The organism is Neptunicella marina, from assembly GCF_014270035.1.
Lineage (GTDB): Bacteria > Pseudomonadota > Gammaproteobacteria > Enterobacterales > Alteromonadaceae > Neptunicella > Neptunicella marina.
Genome location: NZ_JACNEP010000008.1, coordinates 33,891 through 54,253 on the forward strand (window position 1 = coordinate 33,891; position 20,363 = coordinate 54,253).

The 20,363-nt window shown below is 44.5% G+C and carries 15 protein-coding genes and 1 tRNA gene; 6 read left to right on the forward strand and 10 right to left on the reverse strand.

Going from position 1 to position 20,363, the window contains the following annotated elements:
- The first annotated feature begins 5 nt into the window (after positions 1-5).
- Complete coding sequence (gene ilvA / locus H8B19_RS11475) at positions 6-1,550, forward strand: threonine ammonia-lyase, biosynthetic (protein ID WP_186507030.1); 1,545 nt, start codon at positions 6-8, stop codon at positions 1,548-1,550.
- A gap of 4 nt (positions 1,551-1,554) precedes the next feature.
- On the opposite strand, the gene ubiK is transcribed toward ilvA, so the two are convergent.
- The gene (gene ubiK / locus H8B19_RS11480; RefSeq protein WP_186507031.1) at positions 1,555-1,806 is read right to left on the reverse strand and encodes a ubiquinone biosynthesis accessory factor UbiK; all 252 of its coding nucleotides are present in this window, start codon (positions 1,804-1,806) and stop codon (positions 1,555-1,557) included.
- A 137-nt stretch (positions 1,807-1,943) separates the two neighbouring features.
- Between ubiK and rep the strand changes: the two genes are divergently transcribed.
- Positions 1,944-3,959 carry a DNA helicase Rep gene (gene rep, locus H8B19_RS11485; RefSeq protein WP_186507032.1) on the forward strand — a complete coding sequence of 672 codons (2,016 nt, stop codon included), beginning with the start codon at positions 1,944-1,946 and terminating at the stop codon, positions 3,957-3,959.
- Between the two features lie 268 nt (positions 3,960-4,227).
- Here rep and H8B19_RS11490 read toward each other — a convergent pair whose 3' ends face one another.
- Together H8B19_RS11490 and H8B19_RS11495 are read right to left on the reverse strand one after the other, a co-directional pair.
- The gene (locus tag H8B19_RS11490) at positions 4,228-6,846 is read right to left on the reverse strand and encodes a sensor domain-containing phosphodiesterase (RefSeq protein WP_186507033.1); all 2,619 of its coding nucleotides are present in this window, start codon (positions 6,844-6,846) and stop codon (positions 4,228-4,230) included.
- A gap of 133 nt (positions 6,847-6,979) precedes the next feature.
- A complete protein-coding gene (locus tag H8B19_RS11495; RefSeq protein WP_422121158.1) occupies positions 6,980-7,381 on the reverse strand; it encodes a c-type cytochrome in 402 nt (133 codons plus the stop codon).
- A gap of 269 nt (positions 7,382-7,650) precedes the next feature.
- On the opposite strand from H8B19_RS11495, the gene H8B19_RS11500 reads away from it, so the two are divergent.
- Positions 7,651-7,727: transfer RNA gene (locus H8B19_RS11500), tRNA-Arg, on the forward strand.
- 284 nt (positions 7,728-8,011) lie between these two features.
- Positions 8,012-9,385, forward strand: coding sequence for a hypothetical protein (locus H8B19_RS11505; RefSeq protein WP_186507034.1), 1,374 nt, complete (start codon positions 8,012-8,014; stop codon positions 9,383-9,385).
- Between the two features lie 203 nt (positions 9,386-9,588).
- Here the strand turns inward: H8B19_RS11505 and H8B19_RS11510 are convergent, their stop codons facing one another.
- The 4 genes from H8B19_RS11510 to H8B19_RS11525 are packed head-to-tail and all read right to left on the reverse strand — an operon-like array spanning position 9,589 to position 15,162.
- Positions 9,589-9,903 carry a DUF3240 family protein gene (locus H8B19_RS11510; protein ID WP_186507035.1) on the reverse strand — a complete coding sequence of 105 codons (315 nt, stop codon included), beginning with the start codon at positions 9,901-9,903 and terminating at the stop codon, positions 9,589-9,591.
- Positions 9,890-12,961, reverse strand: coding sequence for a CusA/CzcA family heavy metal efflux RND transporter (locus H8B19_RS11515; RefSeq protein WP_186507036.1), 3,072 nt, complete (start codon positions 12,959-12,961; stop codon positions 9,890-9,892). Before H8B19_RS11515 ends, H8B19_RS11510 begins: the two co-directional genes overlap by 14 nt.
- Positions 12,962-13,984, reverse strand: coding sequence for a hypothetical protein (locus tag H8B19_RS11520; protein ID WP_186507037.1), 1,023 nt, complete (start codon positions 13,982-13,984; stop codon positions 12,962-12,964).
- The gene (locus H8B19_RS11525) at positions 13,981-15,162 is read right to left on the reverse strand and encodes a TolC family protein (RefSeq protein ID WP_186507038.1); all 1,182 of its coding nucleotides are present in this window, start codon (positions 15,160-15,162) and stop codon (positions 13,981-13,983) included. Before H8B19_RS11525 ends, H8B19_RS11520 begins: the two co-directional genes overlap by 4 nt.
- 111 nt (positions 15,163-15,273) lie before the next feature.
- Here H8B19_RS11525 and H8B19_RS11530 point away from each other — a divergent pair, with 111 nt between their 5' ends.
- Complete coding sequence (locus H8B19_RS11530; RefSeq protein WP_186507039.1) at positions 15,274-15,765, forward strand: helix-turn-helix transcriptional regulator; 492 nt, start codon at positions 15,274-15,276, stop codon at positions 15,763-15,765.
- Positions 15,766-15,877: 112 nt separating this feature from the next.
- Here H8B19_RS11530 and H8B19_RS11535 read toward each other — a convergent pair whose 3' ends face one another.
- Positions 15,878-16,594 carry a choice-of-anchor H family protein gene (locus H8B19_RS11535; RefSeq protein WP_186507040.1) on the reverse strand — a complete coding sequence of 239 codons (717 nt, stop codon included), beginning with the start codon at positions 16,592-16,594 and terminating at the stop codon, positions 15,878-15,880.
- 111 nt (positions 16,595-16,705) lie between these two features.
- Positions 16,706-17,809: a helix-turn-helix domain-containing protein gene (locus H8B19_RS11540; RefSeq protein ID WP_186507041.1), complete on the reverse strand. Its 1,104-nt coding sequence runs from the start codon at positions 17,807-17,809 to the stop codon at positions 16,706-16,708.
- A gap of 138 nt (positions 17,810-17,947) precedes the next feature.
- Here H8B19_RS11540 and H8B19_RS11545 point away from each other — a divergent pair, with 138 nt between their 5' ends.
- On the forward strand, positions 17,948-18,958 hold the full coding sequence (locus H8B19_RS11545) for a serine hydrolase domain-containing protein (protein WP_186507042.1): 1,011 nt from the start codon (positions 17,948-17,950) through the stop codon (positions 18,956-18,958).
- Between the two features lie 68 nt (positions 18,959-19,026).
- Here the strand turns inward: H8B19_RS11545 and H8B19_RS11550 are convergent, their stop codons facing one another.
- Complete coding sequence (locus H8B19_RS11550; RefSeq protein WP_186507043.1) at positions 19,027-20,361, reverse strand: HipA domain-containing protein; 1,335 nt, start codon at positions 20,359-20,361, stop codon at positions 19,027-19,029.
- Positions 20,362-20,363: the final 2 nt, after the last annotated feature.

Below are 20,363 nucleotides of genomic sequence, written 5' to 3' on the forward strand. Positions count from 1 at the left end.
ATACAGTGACAGTTAGTAATAGCGAGTACTTACATAAGATACTGTTGTCGCCTGTATATGAGGCTGCGGTTAAGACTGACCTGGTAAAAATGGAGCGATTATCAGAAGAGTTTGGCAATCAGATTTTTCTTAAACGCGAAGACCAGCAACCAGTAAAGTCATTTAAACTGCGTGGTGCTTATAATCGTATTAGTCAGTTAAGTCAGGAACAACTGGATGCGGGTGTGATTGCCGCATCAGCAGGCAATCATGCTCAGGGTGTGGCTTATTCTGCTAAGCGTAAAGGCATTAAAGCAGTCATTGTGATGCCGGAAACCACCCCGGAAATTAAAATTGAAGCCGTTAGAAATTTCGGTGGTGAATGGGTCGAAGTGGTGCTGCACGGCACTAATTTTGATGCAGCGAGTAAATACAGTCGCGAATTGGCAGCAAAACAAGGCTATACCCTTATTCCTCCCTTTGATGATCCGGATGTGATTGCAGGTCAGGGCACCATTGCGCGTGAAATGCTGGAACAACAACCGGATATCGATACTCTGTTTGTTGCAGTCGGTGGTGGTGGATTAATTTCCGGTATTGCGGTGTTTCTTAAACAACTCAAACCTGACATCAAAATCATTGCGGTGGAATCGGATGAATCCGCGTGTTTGCAAGCAGCATTGCAAGCCGGTAAGCCGGTGGAATTGCCGTCTGTGGGGATTTTCGCCGACGGTGTGGCGGTTAAATTAATTGGTGAAGAGCCGTTTCGTTTATGCCAGCAATATGTGGATGAAGTTATCACGGTAAATAGCGACGAAATCTGCGCAGCAATTAAAGATATTTTTGATGATACGCGTGTGATTGCTGAACCTGCCGGTGCGTTATCAGTAGCGGCCATTCGCAAGTATCTGCAAGCTAACCCTGGGGTTAAAAACCACCAGATTGGCGGCATTTTGTGTGGTGCTAACATCAACTTCCATACATTGCGTTATGTTTCGGAGCGTTGTGAATTAGGTGAGCAAAAAGAAGTGGTATTCGCCACGCAATTGCCGGAAAAAACCGGTGCATTTCGTCAGTTTTGCAGCCTGTTAGGTGGCCGCGCAATCACTGAGTTTAACTATCGCTATGCTAATCCTAAACAAGCACATGTTTTTGTGGGATTAAAGTTACGGGAAGGGCGTAAGGAATTTGAACGAATCACCCAAACTTTAACCGCGCAGCACTACCCGGTGTCGGATTTATCTGATAACGAAATGGCTAAATTACATGTGCGTTATATGGTTGGTGGACGTCCTATCGGGCTTAAAAATGAACGGATTTATTCATTCCAGTTTCCGGAGCATCCGGGCGCGTTAATGACTTTTCTGGATACGTTGGGCGAGCGCTGGGATATCACCTTATTCCATTACCGCAATCATGGTGCAGCCGATGGTTTGGTGTTGGTGGGTTTTGATATTCCTCCTGCGTCTCAGGGGGACTTTGATCAGCATCTGGAGCAGCTGGGTTACCTGTTTGTCGAACAAACCGATAACCCGGCGTATAAATTCTTTTTATCGGATATCGAAGGATAAACGATTATTTGTCGGCAGCCTGTTTTTCCAGTTCGGAAATGCGGGCTTCCAGCTCCGTCAGTTTTTCGCGGGTGCGAATTAAAATCTGGCTTTGAATATCAAATTCTTCACGACTAACAACATCCAGCTTGCTTAACTGGCTTTGCAGAATTTGTTTAACCTTAGATTCAGCACCTTCCGCCATGTTTTTAAGACCTGGTGGAACCGCTTCTGAGATTTGCTTGGCAATGTCTTCAATTTTCTGAGCGTTAATCATGTTTGTTTCCTGGCTGGTTAAGTGCTTATTGTAACCGAATAATTGGTTTTATCGCGAGTTTGTTGCGCAAGGTTAGAATCCTAGAATTAATTAGGATTATTTTTTACAATCCCCGCCCCCAGTGATCAGGTAAAACCATGAAGCTTAATCCGGCGCAAAATGAAGCAGTAACTTATATTTCCGGCCCCTGTCTGGTGCTGGCCGGTGCCGGTAGTGGTAAAACCCGGGTTATTACCAATAAAATTGCCTATCTGGTGCGTGAGTGTAATTTGCCAGCAAGGCACATTGCAGCCGTTACCTTTACCAATAAAGCCGCGCGTGAAATGAAAGAACGTGTAGGTCAAACCTTAGGTAAAAAAGAAGCCAGAGGCCTTAAGGTTGCGACCTTCCACACACTTGGCTTAAGTATCATCAAATCTGAGGTTAAACATCTGGGCATCAAACCTGGTTTCTCATTGTTTGATGATAAAGACACCATGGCGCTGTTGAAGGATTTAACTGAAGCTGAGTTTGATGGTGACAAAGAGTTACTTCAAAGCCTGCAAACTGCAATATCCAACTGGAAGAATGACCTAAAAACCCCGGAACAGCTGGTTAAAATGCAATTGCCAGCCGCCGAGGTCGAATTTGCACGTTTTTATCAACATTACCAAAACCACTTACGAGCCTATAACGCACTGGATTTTGATGATCTGATCCTGATGCCAACTTTGTTATTAAAACAAAATGAAGCAGTGCGCAAAAAATGGAATATGCGCATTAAATATTTACTGGTGGATGAGTATCAGGATACCAATACCAGTCAGTATGAACTGGTGCGACTGATAGTGGGTGAGCGCTCGCATTTTACCGTGGTGGGTGATGATGATCAGTCCATTTATTCCTGGCGTGGCGCACGTCCGCAAAATCTGGAGTTGCTGCAAAAAGATTTTCCAGGCTTGCGCGTGATTAAGCTCGAGCAAAACTACCGTTCGTCTGAGCGAATACTGCATTGTGCAAATATCCTGATCCAAAACAACCCACACGTGTTCGAGAAAAAGCTATTTTCGACGTTAGGTCAGGGTGAAAAACTCAAGGTTATTCCCACTAAAAACGAAGAACACGAAGCCCAGCAAGTAGTGGCCGAACTTATGGCACATAAGTTTATGAACGGCTCTAACTTCAAAGATTACGCCATTTTGTACCGTGGTAATCACCAGTCCCGTTTGTTTGAAAAAACACTGATGAGTAACCGCATACCCTACAAAATAAGTGGTGGCATGTCGTTTTTTGGTCGTGCAGAAGTTAAAGACATTATGGCGTATTTACGTTTGATGGTGAATCAGGATGATGACAATGCCTTGTTGCGGGTGATTAACACGCCACCACGAGGCATTGGGCGAACCAGTCTGGAAAAGCTGGGAAATTTTGCCAATGAATTGCGTGTGAGTATTTTTGAAGCGGCATGTCATCCGCGTTTGCAGGACGTGATTTCGGGTAAACCGCTGATGGCGATTGAACAATTTAGTCGCTGGATTGTGGAATTATCGGATAATGCCGAACGTGGCGATACCATTGCCGTGGTGCGTGACTTAATTAAAACCATGCAGTATGAAGAATACTTGTATGAAACCAGTGCCAGTCCTAAAGCGGCAGAAATGGCCATGGCTAATATCAGCACCTTATTTGGCTGGATTAGCAGTATGCTCGAAGGTGACGAGTTAAATCCACCGATGACATTGTTAGAGGTCATTAATCGCCTTATTTTGCGTGACATGATGGAACGTGGTGAGGATGAAGATGATTCGGATCAGGTACAGCTTATGACCTTCCATGCATCCAAAGGTCTCGAATTTCCGTTTGTATTTATGGTTGGTATGGAAGAAGGATTGTTGCCACACCAATCGAGTATTGATGAAGATAATATTGAAGAAGAACGCCGGCTGGCTTATGTGGGCATTACACGTGCACAGCAGGAATTATTTTTCACGCTGGCGAGAGAAAGACGCCAGTACGGCGAAGTAATAAACCCCGAGCACAGCCGCTTCCTCGATGAACTGCCTTTTGACGATGTGGTATGGCAGGATAAAAAACAGCCGGTAAATAAAGAAGAGCGGCAACGTAAAGGAGAAGTGGGTATTGCTAATTTGCGTGGTTTATTAAATAAAGACTAAATTAGAGCGTGTTGATCTTTGCGGTATATTTTTGCAACGAGTTGCGCGGTATTTAAACCATGAAGCACGAATGTGGTGTAGCTGTTCTACATAAATGAGTGCTGAAGCAGTAGAAATGCCGCGCAAACGTTGCCCGAAGGGTTCGTCCTAAAACACTTTTCACTCTTTGTTGCTTATTTTTGACTTAATCCATTAGGCCTGCAAATAAGCGTCGCGATTAAAAAGTGTTTAGTTAGAACAAAATTCATACCGCAAAGATCAACACGCTCTAGGATTCAGACTGGACTTTATCTGATTTTACCACCAGTTTTTTAGCGGATTGCACATAAGAGCCCTGCCCAAACTGACAACCAATGCCAGCCAGTTCGCGGTATTGCTGTGCGGTTTCAATGCCTTCGGCAATCACTTTAAAATCAAGATGCTCACCAATATTAAGAATTGACTGAATCATTTTCAGATTTTTTTGCGAGCGTGGGATTGAACGCACATATCTGTGATCGATTTTGACGTAATCCAAAGGATAGGAATACAGATAGCTGAGTGATGCTAATCCGCTGCCAAAGTTATCCAGTACTAGCTGAATGCCGGCTTTTTTCAGTTTAGTCAGTGTCGGAAGAATATGTTGTGAACGTCGATTAAGGGTATTTTCATCAAATTCAAAGATAAGGGAGTACGGATTGATGCCCGATTTACGGATCTTATCGAGTAAATTATTGATTAAACGCGGCTGCAGGATTTGATCTACAGAAATGTTAATCGCTATGCGATAGCGTTTTTCCGGGCCATCTGAATACTGCCACTGACGCAACAAAGTACAGGCTTGTTCAACCAGAAAATTATCCAGCTCCAGGGTTAAGCCACTTTCTTCGGCTACCTGGCTAAATTGTTCACGCTGAATTTTACCCAGCTTGGGGTGTTCCCAACGAATATAGGCCTCAAAATAAATTGACTCTTTGGTTTCGAGATTAAGAACCGGCTGGAAAAAGCACTCAAATGCCGACTCTCGTAAAGTACGGCGGAATTCGTTTTCCAGCTCAAGCTCTTCAAGCAATTTATCGCGCATGCTTTTGTTAAACAGAGCGTACTGCCCACGTCCCATTGATTTGGATTGGTACATGGCGGCATCAGCATCGCGAATTACTTCATCGGCAGATTTGTACCAGCTTTCCAGAATGGCAATACCAATACTGGCACCTGAATACATTTCCTTGTCATTTAAAACAAATACTTTACTGAGTGAATCGATAATACGGCTGGCGACATCTTCTGCGTCTTGTACTGTTTCGAAGGTATCCAGCAGAATAACAAATTCATCACCACCTAATCGTGCCAGTAAATCGTGGCCGCGAATACAACTACCGATGCGTTTTGCTACTTCAATCAGGAACATATCGCCGGCATAGTGGCCAATGGTGTCGTTAATTTGTTTAAAGCGGTCTAAATCAATAAACAGTACGGCAAAGTTCTGTTCTTTGTGGCGTTGTTTATTGGCTACCGCCAGCTCCAGACGGTTGCTGAACATTACTCGATTGGGTAAACCGGTTAAGGCATCATGGTGAGCATCGTGGATCAGTTTTAACTCAATCTTTTTACGTTCTTCAATTTGTTTTTTGAGTGTTTCGTTGGTCTGGTTTAATTCAGTCGTGCGTTCCTTAACTTTTTCCGCTAATTGTTGATTGTATTTTTGAATACTTTCAGCGGCACGCTTACGCTCCATTGCCACTGCAATATGGTGCGAAACGAATTTCAACAGTTCCAGATCTTTAAAAGTGTAAGGGGATTCCTCAGAATAGGTCTGAACTGCAATCACCCCGTAGATCTCGCCTTCAACCACCAGTGGTGAACCCAACCAGGAGTTAGATGACTTAAGCATGTTTTCCGGGATACTTTTGGCCAGTTCACCTGCTTCAGCCAAATCCTGTACTTTTGATTTATCAATTAAAGCCGCCTGACCTGTACGTAATACATATTCGGTTAAGCCCCGGCCCATTGGGCGCGGCTTAATTTCAGATTCCACTTCATCACTGAAATAAGGGAATTCTAGGAATTGGGTATCTTTATTAATGGTGGCAATGTAACAGTTTGGTGCGCTAATCAAGCGAGCTAATACGTCATGCAGACTTGAATAGAAGGTGGTAATTTCTCCGCCCGCGGTTGCCGATAATTCCGATATTTCAAATAATGCCTGCTGTAGCGCTTCGACTTTTTGACGTTCGTTAATTTCCTCTTCGAGGTCCTCGTTAATCGCCTGCAATTGCTGGGTGCGCTCAACGATGGTTTGCTCGGTAATTTCGCGGTTTTTTACCCTGTCCAGCGCATTCACAATGTGTTGTGACACAAACAGCAAAACTTCCAAATCCTGAGTCGTGTAACGTTCGGATTCATCGTAGCTTTGTACCACCATTGCCCCAATAACCTGATCATCCCGTTTGAGTGGTACACCAATCCAGTCGACAGGATCGGCACCCAGATTCTCTGCATCAATACCTTCAAGTTGCTCATCGGTATTTTCTTTAGTTAAAAACAGGTGGTTACCTGTACGCAGAATGTAGGCAGTGAGACTCTTTTTTAATTCAGATGCAGGGATAGTCGGCAGGGTAAGTTCATCAAATTCATCAACAAAATAGGCAAAATCGACCGTTTCAGTGGCGGAATTATGGAAGGCGACAAAAAAGTTTCTTGCTGTCATAAAACCAGCAATAATCTGATGCACAGCAGGGTAAAGACGAGTAAGTTCGTTCACTGAACTGGCTAATTCAGATATGTCGAACAACGCTTTCTGAATAAGTTCAGCGCGTTTGTATTTGTCGGTTAACTGCTGTAACTGGGGTACTAGTTCCCTCAGCTCAGCAACCGATAACTCGTTTGCTTGACTGTCTTCCGCCATGCGATCCTCAGCGATTCAACTACGCTGTTATTATTAGTTATATTGATGAATTTAGAGAATACATCTATGCGGTAAAAAAGACCATCAATTGACGATCTTTTCTACGACGCAGGGTACAAATTTTAATCGGGTGCTATAAACCGTCAATCATATACTCAATTGCGGCTTTAATTTCATCATCAGAACAATCGGCGCAGGTGCCTCTTGGTGGCATAGCATTAAAACCGCCGATCGCATGTTTAATCAGGGTTTCTTCACCTTGCTCGATACGTGGGCCCCAGTCATCCGCATTACCTTTTTTAGGCGCACCCATTGCACCAGTGCCATGACACGCAAAGCAGGATGCTTTAAATACATCTTCGCCAGAGCGAGGACCAGAAGCTGCTGCAGATTCTTCAACTGCACCCGCTACCGATATTTGGCCTAAAGGCTTAATACGGTCTTTAATTGATGCCGCTGACATATCCGTTGCCTGAGATGAAAAGACAAACAAGGTAGCCAATACAATAAAAAAGGCTTTTAGATTAAGTTTCACAATGGTTCCCCTAAATAACGCACCGGGCTAATCACATACAAAAATCATGTGATTAATCGTGCTACGATTATAACGACTAATTATTGCCCTACAAGACTTTAGTGCATGATCTTAAGTGTAAAAGTGACAAAGGGAAAACAAAATTATACTTAAGTCGGTATTTTAAGTTGAAGCAATCAGATCCACTGCGTATCATATGCGCCGCTTCACGCTAAGGTAGTGAATTACCTGATAAAACCCTTTATTAGCGTAGCGAACAAAACAAATATGCACCCGTAGCTCAGCTGGATAGAGCGCTGCCCTCCGGAGGCAGAGGTCAGAGGTTCGAATCCTCTCGGGTGCGCCAAAAAGCAAAAAAACCGACCTTTAGTGTCGGTTTTTTGCTTTTCAGTGCCTGTCAGGTGAGAACCTCTGCGGTTCGACAAAATCGCCGGGAGCGATTTTGAACATCGGAGGCACGACGATGGCCCTTTAGGGCAAAATACAGGATGTATTTTGTAATCCTCTCGGGTGCGCCATTTCTAAAGGGCGATAGCCCGATTATCTTCTTCTGAAAATTCCTTTTTTGAAATATGTAGCAAATTTGTAGCATGGTATAAGATTGTCCGTGAACGCTTTAAAGGAAGTTTGATGGCTAACTACGAGAACTTCATGTTTCCACTCTTACCAAGACATTTCTCTGGAATGAATGCTTGTGTAGGTAATAACGGTACATCAGATCTTACAACTTATGCCAATGGCTATGAATCAGCGGCTGAATATCTTCTTGGTCTCGCGCTTAAATCTAGAGAAGCGCACGCGGATGAACTGATTCATCCGATAAGCTTTAACATAAGGCATTCGATTGAATTAAGATTAAAAGGATGGTTAGACTGTATATGCAAGTTCGCAGAGCTTAGGGGAAGAGATGTCGATAGTATGCGGACAGCAACCCATAATTTAAGCGAGCTGTGGCAAATATTTGAACAGCTTTCTACATCTTTAGATGATCGATATAGTGAGCTGGTAGAAGTTCTGAAACCTTATATTTGTGGTTTAGCAGATATGGATAATACTGGTGAGACTTTTCGATACCCAAAAACCTTGAACCGAGAACAACATCTATCTAGCGTCTCGATAATAAACTTAAATTTACTAGCTATAAGATTCATAGAGCTAAAAAAAATTACAAAGATAATTAGTAACTTTAATGACTCGTTACTACGAGAGTATGAAGGAAACACTCACACTAAAGAGCTATCATGGGCTCAGATTAAGTGGCTCTCAGAGCAAGTATCCGATTGCTACTTATCAAACCCAACTGAAATAAAATCTGCAATCGAAAATGTCACGGCTAATCTTGATATTTCTAATCGGGAATACGGCAGAGCAATGGCCATTATCAAAGAAGACTTTCTCCTATCGGCTAACGTCGGGCCCCAAAAAACTTTGAAATTCCTAACTAAGAAGTCTTTAGATTACTTTTTAAATGAGTATAAAAAATATGAAGGCGCAGAATTTCACTTTTCTGATCAGGAAATTACCACCGAAGATTACCTTGAATACTTGGGGTCTGATGAAGATCGAGCTAGAAGATACAGCCAAGCTCAATGTATTAAGGCTATAAGTGCCACATTGAAAGTTGAAGAGATTATTGAGTTAACTACTCTCTACTATTTTGCAGACAATTTATCTTTTAGTAAGGGATATGAAGAGTCGCTAGAAATAGGTTTGCGGTCTAGAGATTTTTTATCTAATGAGCCAGAAGAATTAGAAGAATGTTTGTATCATTTACTAAGTAAAACTCCTCTGATTCGCAGAGTTACGTCCAGTCTTATTTATTTAAATCAGTTTGAATTGGTGGATGTAGTTCTTGCGTCGGAACTAATGGCAAAGAGTGATATATCAGATTTAAATTCTATGGTATCTGCGCAAAAAGAATCTTGGTGGAGTCCTATTCTTGAAAAAATTGAAATGTTCAAAAGCCAACAATTTAAACTGCCTCAGTCAGATAACAAGAGTTAGTACACTTAATTTACAGAACTTTAAGTGAAGGGTTAAAAATAATTCCGGTTTTTTCCAACTATCATTTATGTACAGTAATTAAGCCTTCAATCCCCCAAAGGCAAAATACATCCTGTATTTTGTAATCCTCTCGGGTGTGGACACTCTTTCATGATCTGTTTGTAAGTGTTCACTAATTCCAGCTTCTGCTGTGATTTAATATATCAATCGGTTTCAATATGCCCGCCAGACAGTATTGGGGTTATCCAATAGCGAAGTGATGTTGCATGGCTTAACGGTTTTAACGTATCTAAGATTTGCCCGAAATCCTGCGTATTATGTATTACTTCAAACCGGTACAAATTACGATAGCCTTCTACCTGCTCATTTAGATCATATTTACTGTGTTCCCGGCTGAAGCCATCCACCCGATATAAATTAAAGCCACTCAGTACCTCTAATGCGATCAGCAAATCCACCACATCGTCCTTGATGCTTTCGGGTACCATAATATTGAGGATCTGATCATCGGTTTGCATGTTTTTTCTCCAGCTTGTAATAAAACAATGGCAATAGATAGAGCGTGGTAATGGTTGAGGTCAGCAAGCCGCCGATCACCACGATTGCCAGTGGCTTCTGAATTTCGGCGCCGGGGCCGGTGGCCAGTGCCAGGGGCACCAGCCCGAACATTGCGGTGGTGGCCGTCATCATAATCGGACGCAGCCTGTCTTTTGCACCTTTGACCACCAGTTTATTCAGATCTCTGGCTTTGGCCCGAATCTGTTCAAAGTGAGACAACATCACCACACCGTTTAATACCGCCACGCCCAGCAGGGCAATAAAACCGACTGAGGCGGGCACCGATACATACTGACCACTGACAAACAGAGCCAATATACCGCCCATTAAGGCAAACGGAATATTTACCAGAATTAACATGGCCCGGGACAATGAGCGGAAGGTACTGAACAGAATAATCACAATCAGCAATAACACACCGGGGATCACCATCATCAGATTATGAGTCGCCCGTGTCTGGTTCTCAAACTCACCGCCGTATTCGATGGTATAGCCGGTTGGTAACGACACTCCCTGTTGAATATTCTGGCTGAGCTCATCGACGAAGCCGACAATATCGCGTCCACTGACATTGGTGGTCACTACAGCAAACCGATTGCCATTTTCTCTGGAAATAATCGATGGTCCGCTGGTGTAAGATAAGCTCGCAACATCCGATAAACTGGCCACGCTGCCATCCGGCATGGTTAACAACAGATGTTTAAGGTCGGCATCAGCCTGCGGCTGTATACCCGCGTCGCGATCGGCATTGATCATGATCGGTGTTTTGACTTTGCCCTGGATCATCTCAGACACCTGTATGCCCTCGACCTGAGCTCGCAGATAATCGGAAAGCTCGGTTACCGTCAATCCAAATTCAGTCGCAATTTCCGGATTAAGACGAATATTTAAAAACTCGCCGCCTTCAATCAGGGTCGCTTTGACATCCACAGCGCCCTGAGTTTTGCGGGTGATATCGGCGACTTTTTCGGTTAATCCGGATAAAGTGGGAATATCGTCACCAAACACTTTAATACTGACGGCTCCGGTACTGCCGGTCAGCATTTCGGCAACACGCATCTGAATGGGCTGGGTAAAGCCGAAGTTGATGCCCGGAAAGGTCAGCATCACCTCACGAATGGCTTTAATCAGTTGCTCTTTACTGTCAAAGCGCCATTGTTCGCGGGGCTGTAATTCCATAAAGACGTCAGTTTCATTTAATCCCATGGGATCGAGGCCCAGTTCGTCCGCACCGGTTCTGGCTACCACCTGCTTAATTTCCGGTACCTGTTTTAACAGCGCCTGACTAATTTGGCGATCCAGCTCCAGCGAGGCTGCCAGAGAAATGGTTGGTGATTTTTCCAGTTGGACGATAATGTCACCTTCATCCAGCACTGGCATAAAGGTTTTACCTAATTGAGTGAACACCACAATACTCAGTAAAAGACAGAATAAAGCGCCCACAACAAATCGCCTGGGTATCAACAGTAAGGTCTCAAGACTACGGGTGTAAATTTGCTGCATCTTAGCGATAAAGCCCGGTGCCGAGCTGTGTTCACTGCTGACCAGAAACGAGGCGACGACAGGCACAATGGTTAGTGAAATAAAGACCGCACTGATCATGGCAAACACAATGGTCATCGCCACCGGAGAGAAGAGCTTACCTTCCAGGCCGGTCAGACTCAGCAGAGGAATAAACACAATCACCACAATCACGGTACCGGAAAATACCGGCTGGGCCACTGCTTTACAGGCCCGGAAAATGAGATGTAATCTTGGCAAGGGCAGTTTGCGATTTAATTGCGAAACGATGTTTTCCACCACCACCACGGACGAATCGACAATCATACCGATGGCAATTACCACCCCGCCCAGGCTCATCAGGTTGGCAGATAAACCAAAGTAAGACATCATCAAAAAGGTCATTAACGCGGCAAAAGGAATGGCCAGAGAAACCACAAAAGCCGCTCTGATATCCCCCAGGAACAAAGCCAGAATAACGATCACCAGCACAATGGCTTCGATCAGTGCTTCTGAAATCGTGCCTACCGCCGTATCGATCAATATTTTGCGGTCATAGAACACGTTTAATTTGGTGCCAGCTGGCAAAGTCGGTTCAATCTGCGCCAGTTTGTCTTTTACGCCCTGTACCACATCGGCGGTATTGGAGTCTTTAAGCGCAATAATCAGTGCCTCGGCGGCTTCCTGACCATTTTTAGTCACCGCACCGTAACGGGTCAGATGACCATAACTGACGGTACCCAAATCACTAAGGCGATAGGTTCCCTTATCGTCAGAGCGCACCACCAGATTGGCCAGGGCATCCAAATCCGCGAAACGGCCCTGAGTACGAATAATCAAAGAATCGTTGCCCAGATCCATACGACCGACACTACCATTCAGGTTCGCTTTTTGAATGGCACTGACAATATGCTCGTAGCCCAACCCTGCATCATGTAATTTCCGGGGGGCTGGTGTAAATTGCAGGGTTTTAACATAGCCACCAAGACTATTGACTTCCGCCACCCCGGGCACAGTTCTCAACAATGGGCGGATTTCCCAGTCCAGCAAGTGACGACGCTCAGCCAAAGACAAGGAAGGATTATCCAAAGTGAACATAAACATCTCACTTAAGGGCGTACTCATTGGCGCCACACCGCCCTGCAACCCGGCCGGCATTTGATCTCTCAGATTATTCAGCCGTTCGCTGACCTGTTGACGAGCCCAGTAAATATCCGTTCCTTCCTGAAAATCCAGAGTGATGGAGGTAATGGCGTACTTGGTTTTGGAGCGCAAAATTGATTGTTTGGGGATCCCCAACAGTTCTGTTTCCAGCGGCCGGGTTACCTGAGCCTCAATTTCTTCGGCGGTCATGCCCGGCGCTTTCAGAATAATCTTTACCTGAGTCGGTGAGATATCCGGGAAGGCATCAATCGGCAGATTAAACCAGGCCCGTGCACCGAGCGCGACCGCAATTAGTACCGCAACGGTGATAAACAGCCGTTGCGACAGGGAAAATCGAATTACATGATGCAACACTTATTCGCCCCCCATACCCAATAACATGCCTTGCAATGCACCCACCGACGACGTCAGGATATCCATACCGGATAATGGTGTGTCACTACTCACAATATAAGATTCAGGTTCGCTGGCTAATACCCTGACCGCGATGGTGTGCAGTTGTTCTGCCTGACGAACCAGTATCCATTGCTGTTGATGCAACCGAAATACCGCCTGTTTGGGTACCTGATAGCCCTGAATGGCATAATGGGGTATCGCAGCCACACGCTGGCCTGCTAATAGCTGACAATTGTTGCCCAAAGGCACACTCCATGCCTGAACAAAAAAGTTGTCGGCATAACGTCCTTTGTCCGTCATCTCAACGACACAATGATCGGTGCGCAGCTGTTGCAGATCCTGGACCAGGGATAGTGGAACTTTTACACCTAGGCGAAGCGATGTTGGGGGCAGAATGGTCGCCAGCAGCGGCTCTTCCATGCTGGAATCGGATAAATCGGCGTAATGAAATACACCCGCGATCGGAGCACCAATGGTCAGCGTTTCACCATCTTCACTGGTTTTGACTACCAATTCCATAAAGTGCTGCAAATGGCCAAGGGATAATCTGGCCTCCTGATACTGGCGATTGGTTTCCTGCCACTGACTCTCGCTGATGGCTTGTTGGCGATAGAGCTTTAAATTGCTTTGATAACGACGGCTGGCTACTGCCAGAATAGACTTACCAGCGTCATAACGTTCTTTGAAATGATGAACTTCGCTGCCAGACAAACTTAAAATTGCCTGATTCTGGCTGACAAAAGTGCCGTCAGCAATCAGGTAATGCAGTTGTTGCACCCGAATCGGGCTCAGGAGTCTGAAGTCCTGTCCGGGTTGCACACTGACCGTCGCTCTTAAGGTTGTACCGTTAAACCCATCAACGTTACGGGCCTGAGTATACGCCAGTTCAAGCTGTCCTAAATCGGCGATGGACAAAGACTCGGCACAGGCCAGTGAAGAGAAGCCGGTTAGTAATAACAGGGTTATAGTGAATTTTTTCATAAGGAGACTCCTGCGGCCTGGTTAAGCCTGGCCTGATTTTGATAAAGCTGGATCTGGTTAATCGACTGGGCTGATTGAATTTCCATTGCGCGCAGAGTGCGGTTTAGAAATAGTTCCTGTTCAATTTCATTGCGTTGTTTAAGCAGATCAACCTGCTTCAGGATTTCATGGCTGATGACAACCTGCTGGCCAAGTAACGCCTGTTGCTGTTTCAGGGTTTGCCACTGCTGGTCTAAGGTTAACCATTGTTGCTGCAAATCCTGATACAGATTATCGAGCTGAACTTCATACTGGGCACGGGTGCGTAACCAGTCACTTTGATCGGCCTGTGTCAGGGTATCCCGTCCACCAAGTGGAATATCGATTCCCAGTCCAATCTGGTTTTCAGATAAGGCCGGGTTATTAATGCGCTTGGCCGTGACAGAGACATTCCAGGGCTGCATTCCCACCGCCGATGCTTTTAATACCTGCAGTGCCTGTTGCATTTCCGCACGAAGCAAGGTGACTTGCGGGTGCTCATTGAGTAGCCATTGCTGTTGTTCAGGGCGGGATTCAATCACATTGTCCGGCAAACGGTCATGCCCGGTCAGTTGCTGCAGACGTTTAAGCCACTGGGCTTGTTGTTGTTCCAGGCCGACCCTTTGTGTTTTGGTGGACAGATATTCCTGTTGCGCCAGTAGCAAACCCAGTTTTGAGCTGGTGCCGGCGTCAACCTGTTTGGCAAACTGAGTTTTAAGTTGCAGCAATAATGCCTGTTTATCCTCGATGGCTTTAATTTGCGTATCGACCAGTAAATAAGACCAGATGGCTTCTCTGATCAATCCTGAGAAATACCACTGGCGTAAGTTTTTGTTACGTTGCTGGATAAGCCGGTTGCTGACCGTGAGGGCGTGATCATTGTCGTGCTGGCCTGGCGATTTTAATGGGAAAGTCAGGCGCAGTTCTGCCTCGTCACTGCCCTGAGATTGTTGACTGTTCAGATAATTGGCACTGAGAGTAGTCGCGCCGGTTAGCCATTGTGATACCGATATCTGTGTTATCTGATCGTCATTCAGCCCCTTGTTGCGTTCTAGCGCCATGGTCAGTAAATCGTGTAAAGTAACAGTTGAGGCGGCGGAGACGGGCAAAGCCGTCAGCAACGAGACCGATAATGCAAGGGATAACAAACTCTTTTTCATAGCGATAGCCTGACAGTAACTGAGTTGTGTTAAGTCTATGGAAATGGTTGGTGAATCACATCGGGCATATGTCTAAACAGATATTTATTCAATAATTTTCAATGAGTTAGAATGAAAGATAAAATCATTACTTCAACGCTTTTGATCATCATGTGCCTGAACATGGTCGACGTTGTTTCAGACCTGCGGCTACAGGTGCCGTTGTGGCATATTATCGAAGAGAGCACCATTGTATTTATTTCGGGTCTGATGGCAGCCTATCTGATTATGGAGATGCGTCGCCGCACCCGGGCGCTGAGTAAATTAGGTCAGGCACTCACCCTCTCTGAGCAGAAATTTGCTCAACTTAACCAGGAAATGCAAATTGCCCGGCATCAATACAGTGAAGTGATCCGAAAGCAACTACATGACTGGAAACTTAGCGACAGTGAAAAAGAAGTATCTATGCTAATGCTTAAGGGATTGAACTTTCAGGAAATCGCTTCTTTGAGAAACACCAAAGAGAAGACGGTAAGGCAACAAGCTTCTTCCATTTATGCCAAGTCAGGTCTGGAAGGACGTCATGAATTTGCCGCCTGGTTTCTGGAAGATTTTTTAAGCTAGTTCAGGCTCTTACTGTTGTTTTTTGTTACCTGTCTGGTAGAGAACTTCTATGTTTAGAGCAAAACGCTGTGCGCGTTTTGCAATGCATTTTATTGAAGGGCATTAGGGTGAATTATTTCACCACCCCAAATGACTTTCTTGTTGCCCAAATACCTATCAATCCCAAAACACTCCACCATCCAAAACTGCCACCATGTTCGGTAACAACCACTACCGGCTCACGGTATTCATGGTTATCACTTTCCAGTGGAATCAAATATAAGTCGTCGTCGTCATAACCGTCTAAACTGGCGACTAGCTGATTAGTGGTTGCATCATATAATTCAATCAGCAGTTCGTAGTCACCTGTGGGGAATCCATCAACTAAATCGGTTTCTACGACAAAGCTGTCGGTGCTGTCTTCGCCATCAATGGGAAAGTCTGCAGTGGTGTGGTATTCGTAAAAATCTTCGTCGCCACGGCTTAAATATAAACGCGCGTAGACATCAGCGTGGCTGTATATGGTGTCTGCATCAAATTCCACGCTGAACCCTGAATAATATCCATCTCCGTCTGTATCTACATCCAGTGTGATCCATGCATCATAAATCCAGAAATCCGGGTCATCGACCACTGTTCGGCTACTTAATACTTTCGCTGCCGCATGTTGGCGGGTCGCACTGCTTGCAGAGCTGAAGGCTTTAACACCTTTACTGCTTTTTTCGGTTATTTCACTGCGTTTGGAATACTGGCCTTCGGTTGAGCGGGCCTTCCAGTTGTGTTCATCGGCCGACACTGAATACGATGCAACGCTACATCCAATCAAAAATGCAAGAGCGATTCTATTCATTTGCTTACTCCATTTTTATCATTACGTAGTGAAGTGTTGTGTTTGTTGGGTGAACCAAAACTGAATTTAGTTTAACTCTTTGAAAAAACAGTAAAGTTCAACGTGCCCTGACTAATGGATTTTAAGTAAGGTATGTCTGAACTCTGAGGGGGTTTTACCCGTTTGATCTTTAAATACCCGGTTAAATGACGCCTTACTATTAAACCCTGAATCAAGCGCAATACTCAGGATATCCCTATTTTCCTGCTGCAATAGCTTTTTGGCACATTCCACACGGTAATGATTGATAAACTGATTAAAGTTAGCTGAATGACTTGCTTTTATTACCCCAGCCAGTTGTTCGTCCGTTATAGCTAACGCAGATAACGTATCGGCCAGGCTTAATCTGGGTTGTAAATACAAGTGTTGAGATTCAAACCGGGCGGTGATTTGGTTGTGTTGCTGATGATTAATACTTTGCTCTGAGCGGATGGTTATACGCTGGGGCATTTTTGGATAAGTTTTTTCTCCCTGAAAAATCACCATTTGCGACAGCAAATATGCAGCCAGTCCCAAGGCAAAATAAAAGGGATATTCTGCCTGATGATTGAGCACGGTAATAAAAATATCGGTAATATCGATGTATGCCCAGTACAAGGCGATTGCCAGTAAAAGCCATAACGAGCGGCTGAGCCAGCTGGTATCTAAATCTGCTTTCTCGGAACTGTTATCAGCCAGCCATTGGTTATACTGACGATTCATAACAAATACCCAAATCACACTGACTGCAATTAATGCCACTGCGACTATAGTAATGGCTGAATCAAACAAGGGCTCATGCCAGTGTTCTAACCACCAGCTCTGAGTACCGGAAGGCAGGTAATACATGCTCAGTCGATAGATAAATTCGATGCATGGAATGATTAACAAATACTTGAGGATTTTGCTTATATGCTGCTTGGTTAATCTGGCGTAATACAGCATCACAAGTGGGCCAATGGCGGTTTCTATTGAAAGAGGCAAATGACGGAAAAAGGATATGTGATTGTAGACGCCAGCAAAACCTAACACATCTGGCACAATCAGCCCCATAGTGAAAACTAACAGCCAAACTAACGTGTGATTTGCATGCTGTTCTTCTTGTCTCAGTAATAGCATGATGCAATTGATAATGATCATCATCACAATGACTGCAAGTGCCACTGAATGCCAGTTAAAGAAGTTTATTTCACTCATTTGAGTCCTGAAAATTCAATTTGATACAGGTCTCAAATTAATTTTTTATGTTTTTCATAAAGTTGAGACGATCTAGGATTTGTTGTCATGCAAACATAATTGCCACTTTGTTATGCCAATTTAAGGGGCGGTAGTCTGATGTACAATATTAAATTCAAATTTTTACTGGTTTTGTTGCTGGCTGTTTTGAGTCAACAACAGATAACACAACCTGTTTTTGCAGATGAAAGTAAAACACCTATCGATAGTGAGTCGATTGTTATCAGTCAGGCGTGGCTGGATGGCAATAGCACCAAAACTAAGGTTGAAAACGGTGATGCCTCAACAACTTTTCAGGCGGGTTCAATCGCGAAATATATTTGCACCTTGGCCGCATCCGATTTGGTGGCTGAACATAAGTTATCTTTTGACGATACTTTGACCACTCTGCTGCCGGGATTTGACCATCCTGACGCCAATAAAATTACCCTGACAAACATCTTATCTAATCGCTCTGGTTTAACGACCAAATTGCATCAGGTGCTTAAAGCCGAGCCCGGGTTTGTTAATTCCAATGCCAGTGCGCTTCAGGCCGCGAATAAACTTATCAGTAAAAAGCCGGGAGCGACTCCTGGACAGGAATTTGATTATTTGACGATCAACTGGGTTTTGGTGCAGGCGATTTTGGAGCACGCTGAGCAGAAACCAATTGCAGACATTCTAAGAAACCGGATTTTTAAACCGGCAAACACCCGCAATACCAGTATTTTTGTGCAGCAGATTACTAACAGTGATGTGTTAATTAATCAGACTAAAGCGCGTGGTATGCCGCCCTTTTTAGCCTGTACCGGTGGGGTTGCATCAACACCTACCGATTTATTGAAAATATCGCAGTTTCATTTTGCCCACTTTTCGGCAGATATAACTAAACAGATAACTAAGGTTTATACCGAAGAGCAGCATTATGCCTTTGGTGGCCGATATCAGTTTTATCCCGATGCAGCTGGCGAGCAACACTTTTTAAGTATGCAAACAGGCAGCAATGGCCCCTTTAAGTCAGTGTTGATGTATGACCCAAAACGCAAATCAGGTTATGCATTGATGGTAAATTCACAAGAGGTAGATCGCGCTGCTTATAAACAGCAATGGCTGGATGAACAATATAAATAGCTGATTAAAAAGCCCTGTGAAGACAGGGCTTAATTGGTACTTGGCAGACTCAGGCTGTTATCCCACGCTTAAACCGTGATAAAAGGGATATCTGCTGCCTGTGCTTTTAAGTATTTTGTTCTTTCGACAATGTTGTCACGTAATGCCTCAAAATAAGTAATATCGTCGGCCGTGACATACGGTTGTTCTTGCAGGTAATTAATAAAAACATTTCCAGAAAGTTGGTTCAGCACTCTATCTGCGAGTCCAACCAGTAGTCTTGACAAGAGTTTTTTATCGATGTTGCAGGTTTCAGCAAAGTCCGCCAGTTGATAAGCATGGATGTCCTTTGGTTCAAATTCATCTCCCATTGCCATGGCTAACACATGTTTAAACTGAGGGAACAGGGCGATATTTACCAAATCATAAGCCGGCGTAAATCGTGCGTTGTGTTTATCAAAATATAGCGAGACATTTTTGCCGTGACTGTCGTAATTGCTGATCATTAGATTGAATAATTGCCACTGGATCAGCCATTGTGTGCTTTCAACGGGTGAAGACATGCCCTGACAAAATTCAAACAGTTTCTGTAAACTGGCTCCATCCCGAATGTGCTGAACATCTCGCCCATCACCAAGGTTGCGTTCGTATTTGTGATCTCTGGATAAGTTGAGGGCCTGGCAACCATCTATCACGTGACGCCTTAACACTTTGTTTTTGTCACTCACATATTTGCGATCAAATCGTTTGACGATAAGTGCCGGGTGCGAGCCAAAAGGTCTAAACGTTACATCGGCAGTGGGTAAGCCAATCGCGCTGGAAAGCTTCATACAGAAGAATTCATTTAATACCAGATTGGGGCAGTTTTTCTTTTCAAACTTCAGAATATGGGTGGAGCACAATGCGCCGTCGCCAAAACCAATTTGTCCCGTTTTATCAATAAAGACATTCAGTTTGTCTTGCACGCCCGCCACGCTGAGCCGTGGCTTGTCATCCCATGTCAGCAGGCCAAACTCTTCCTTTTTATCCAGCCTTTCAATGAGTTCTGCGTCTTCAAGCGCTCTAAAAATGGGGTGAGTCTCGTCTACCTGATTGTCCTGGGATGGTTTAAAGGTCACCGCCCCGGCTAAATCATTACCAATGGCACGGACTTGCGAGTATACGTTTTTTTCTGAAACACCCAGGTTTTCAGCCAGCAACTTGCGTGTTTCTCCCTCAGGTAAGGCGTTATCAAGGTAGTTATAGGCGACTTCTGGCGTATGCCGGTTGTTCAGCGGCAAATGAGGGGAAATGGCAAAACCATTTTGCTGCCACTGTGGCGAATAGCTTAGTTTTAAAAGGTTGGTGGTGCTATCCAGTGCCAATGTAGCGATGACATCATTGCCGTAACTGACATTCAGTTGGTATGCATTGGTGTTCGCCATTG

Excerpts from the sequence above, each read along its gene's own strand:
- H8B19_RS11540 (WP_186507041.1), bottom strand. The coding sequence starts at position 17,809 with ATGAGTGAAATAAACTTCTTTAACTGGCATTCAGTGGCACTTGCAGTC.
- H8B19_RS11525 (WP_186507038.1), bottom strand. The coding sequence starts at position 15,162 with ATGAAAAAGAGTTTGTTATCCCTTGCATTATCGGTCTCGTTGCTGACG.
- H8B19_RS11545 (WP_186507042.1), top strand. The coding sequence starts at position 17,948 with ATGTACAATATTAAATTCAAATTTTTACTGGTTTTGTTGCTGGCTGTT.
- H8B19_RS11550 (WP_186507043.1), bottom strand. The coding sequence starts at position 20,361 with ATGGCGAACACCAATGCATACCAACTGAATGTCAGTTACGGCAATGAT.
- rep (WP_186507032.1), top strand. The coding sequence starts at position 1,944 with ATGAAGCTTAATCCGGCGCAAAATGAAGCAGTAACTTATATTTCCGGC.
- H8B19_RS11505 (WP_186507034.1), top strand. The coding sequence starts at position 8,012 with ATGGCTAACTACGAGAACTTCATGTTTCCACTCTTACCAAGACATTTC.
- ubiK (WP_186507031.1), bottom strand. The coding sequence starts at position 1,806 with ATGATTAACGCTCAGAAAATTGAAGACATTGCCAAGCAAATCTCAGAA.
- H8B19_RS11535 (WP_186507040.1), bottom strand. The coding sequence starts at position 16,594 with ATGAATAGAATCGCTCTTGCATTTTTGATTGGATGTAGCGTTGCATCG.
- H8B19_RS11530 (WP_186507039.1), top strand. The coding sequence starts at position 15,274 with ATGAAAGATAAAATCATTACTTCAACGCTTTTGATCATCATGTGCCTG.
- H8B19_RS11520 (WP_186507037.1), bottom strand. The coding sequence starts at position 13,984 with ATGAAAAAATTCACTATAACCCTGTTATTACTAACCGGCTTCTCTTCA.
- H8B19_RS11510 (WP_186507035.1), bottom strand. The coding sequence starts at position 9,903 with ATGCAAACCGATGATCAGATCCTCAATATTATGGTACCCGAAAGCATC.
- H8B19_RS11490 (WP_186507033.1), bottom strand. The coding sequence starts at position 6,846 with ATGGCGGAAGACAGTCAAGCAAACGAGTTATCGGTTGCTGAGCTGAGG.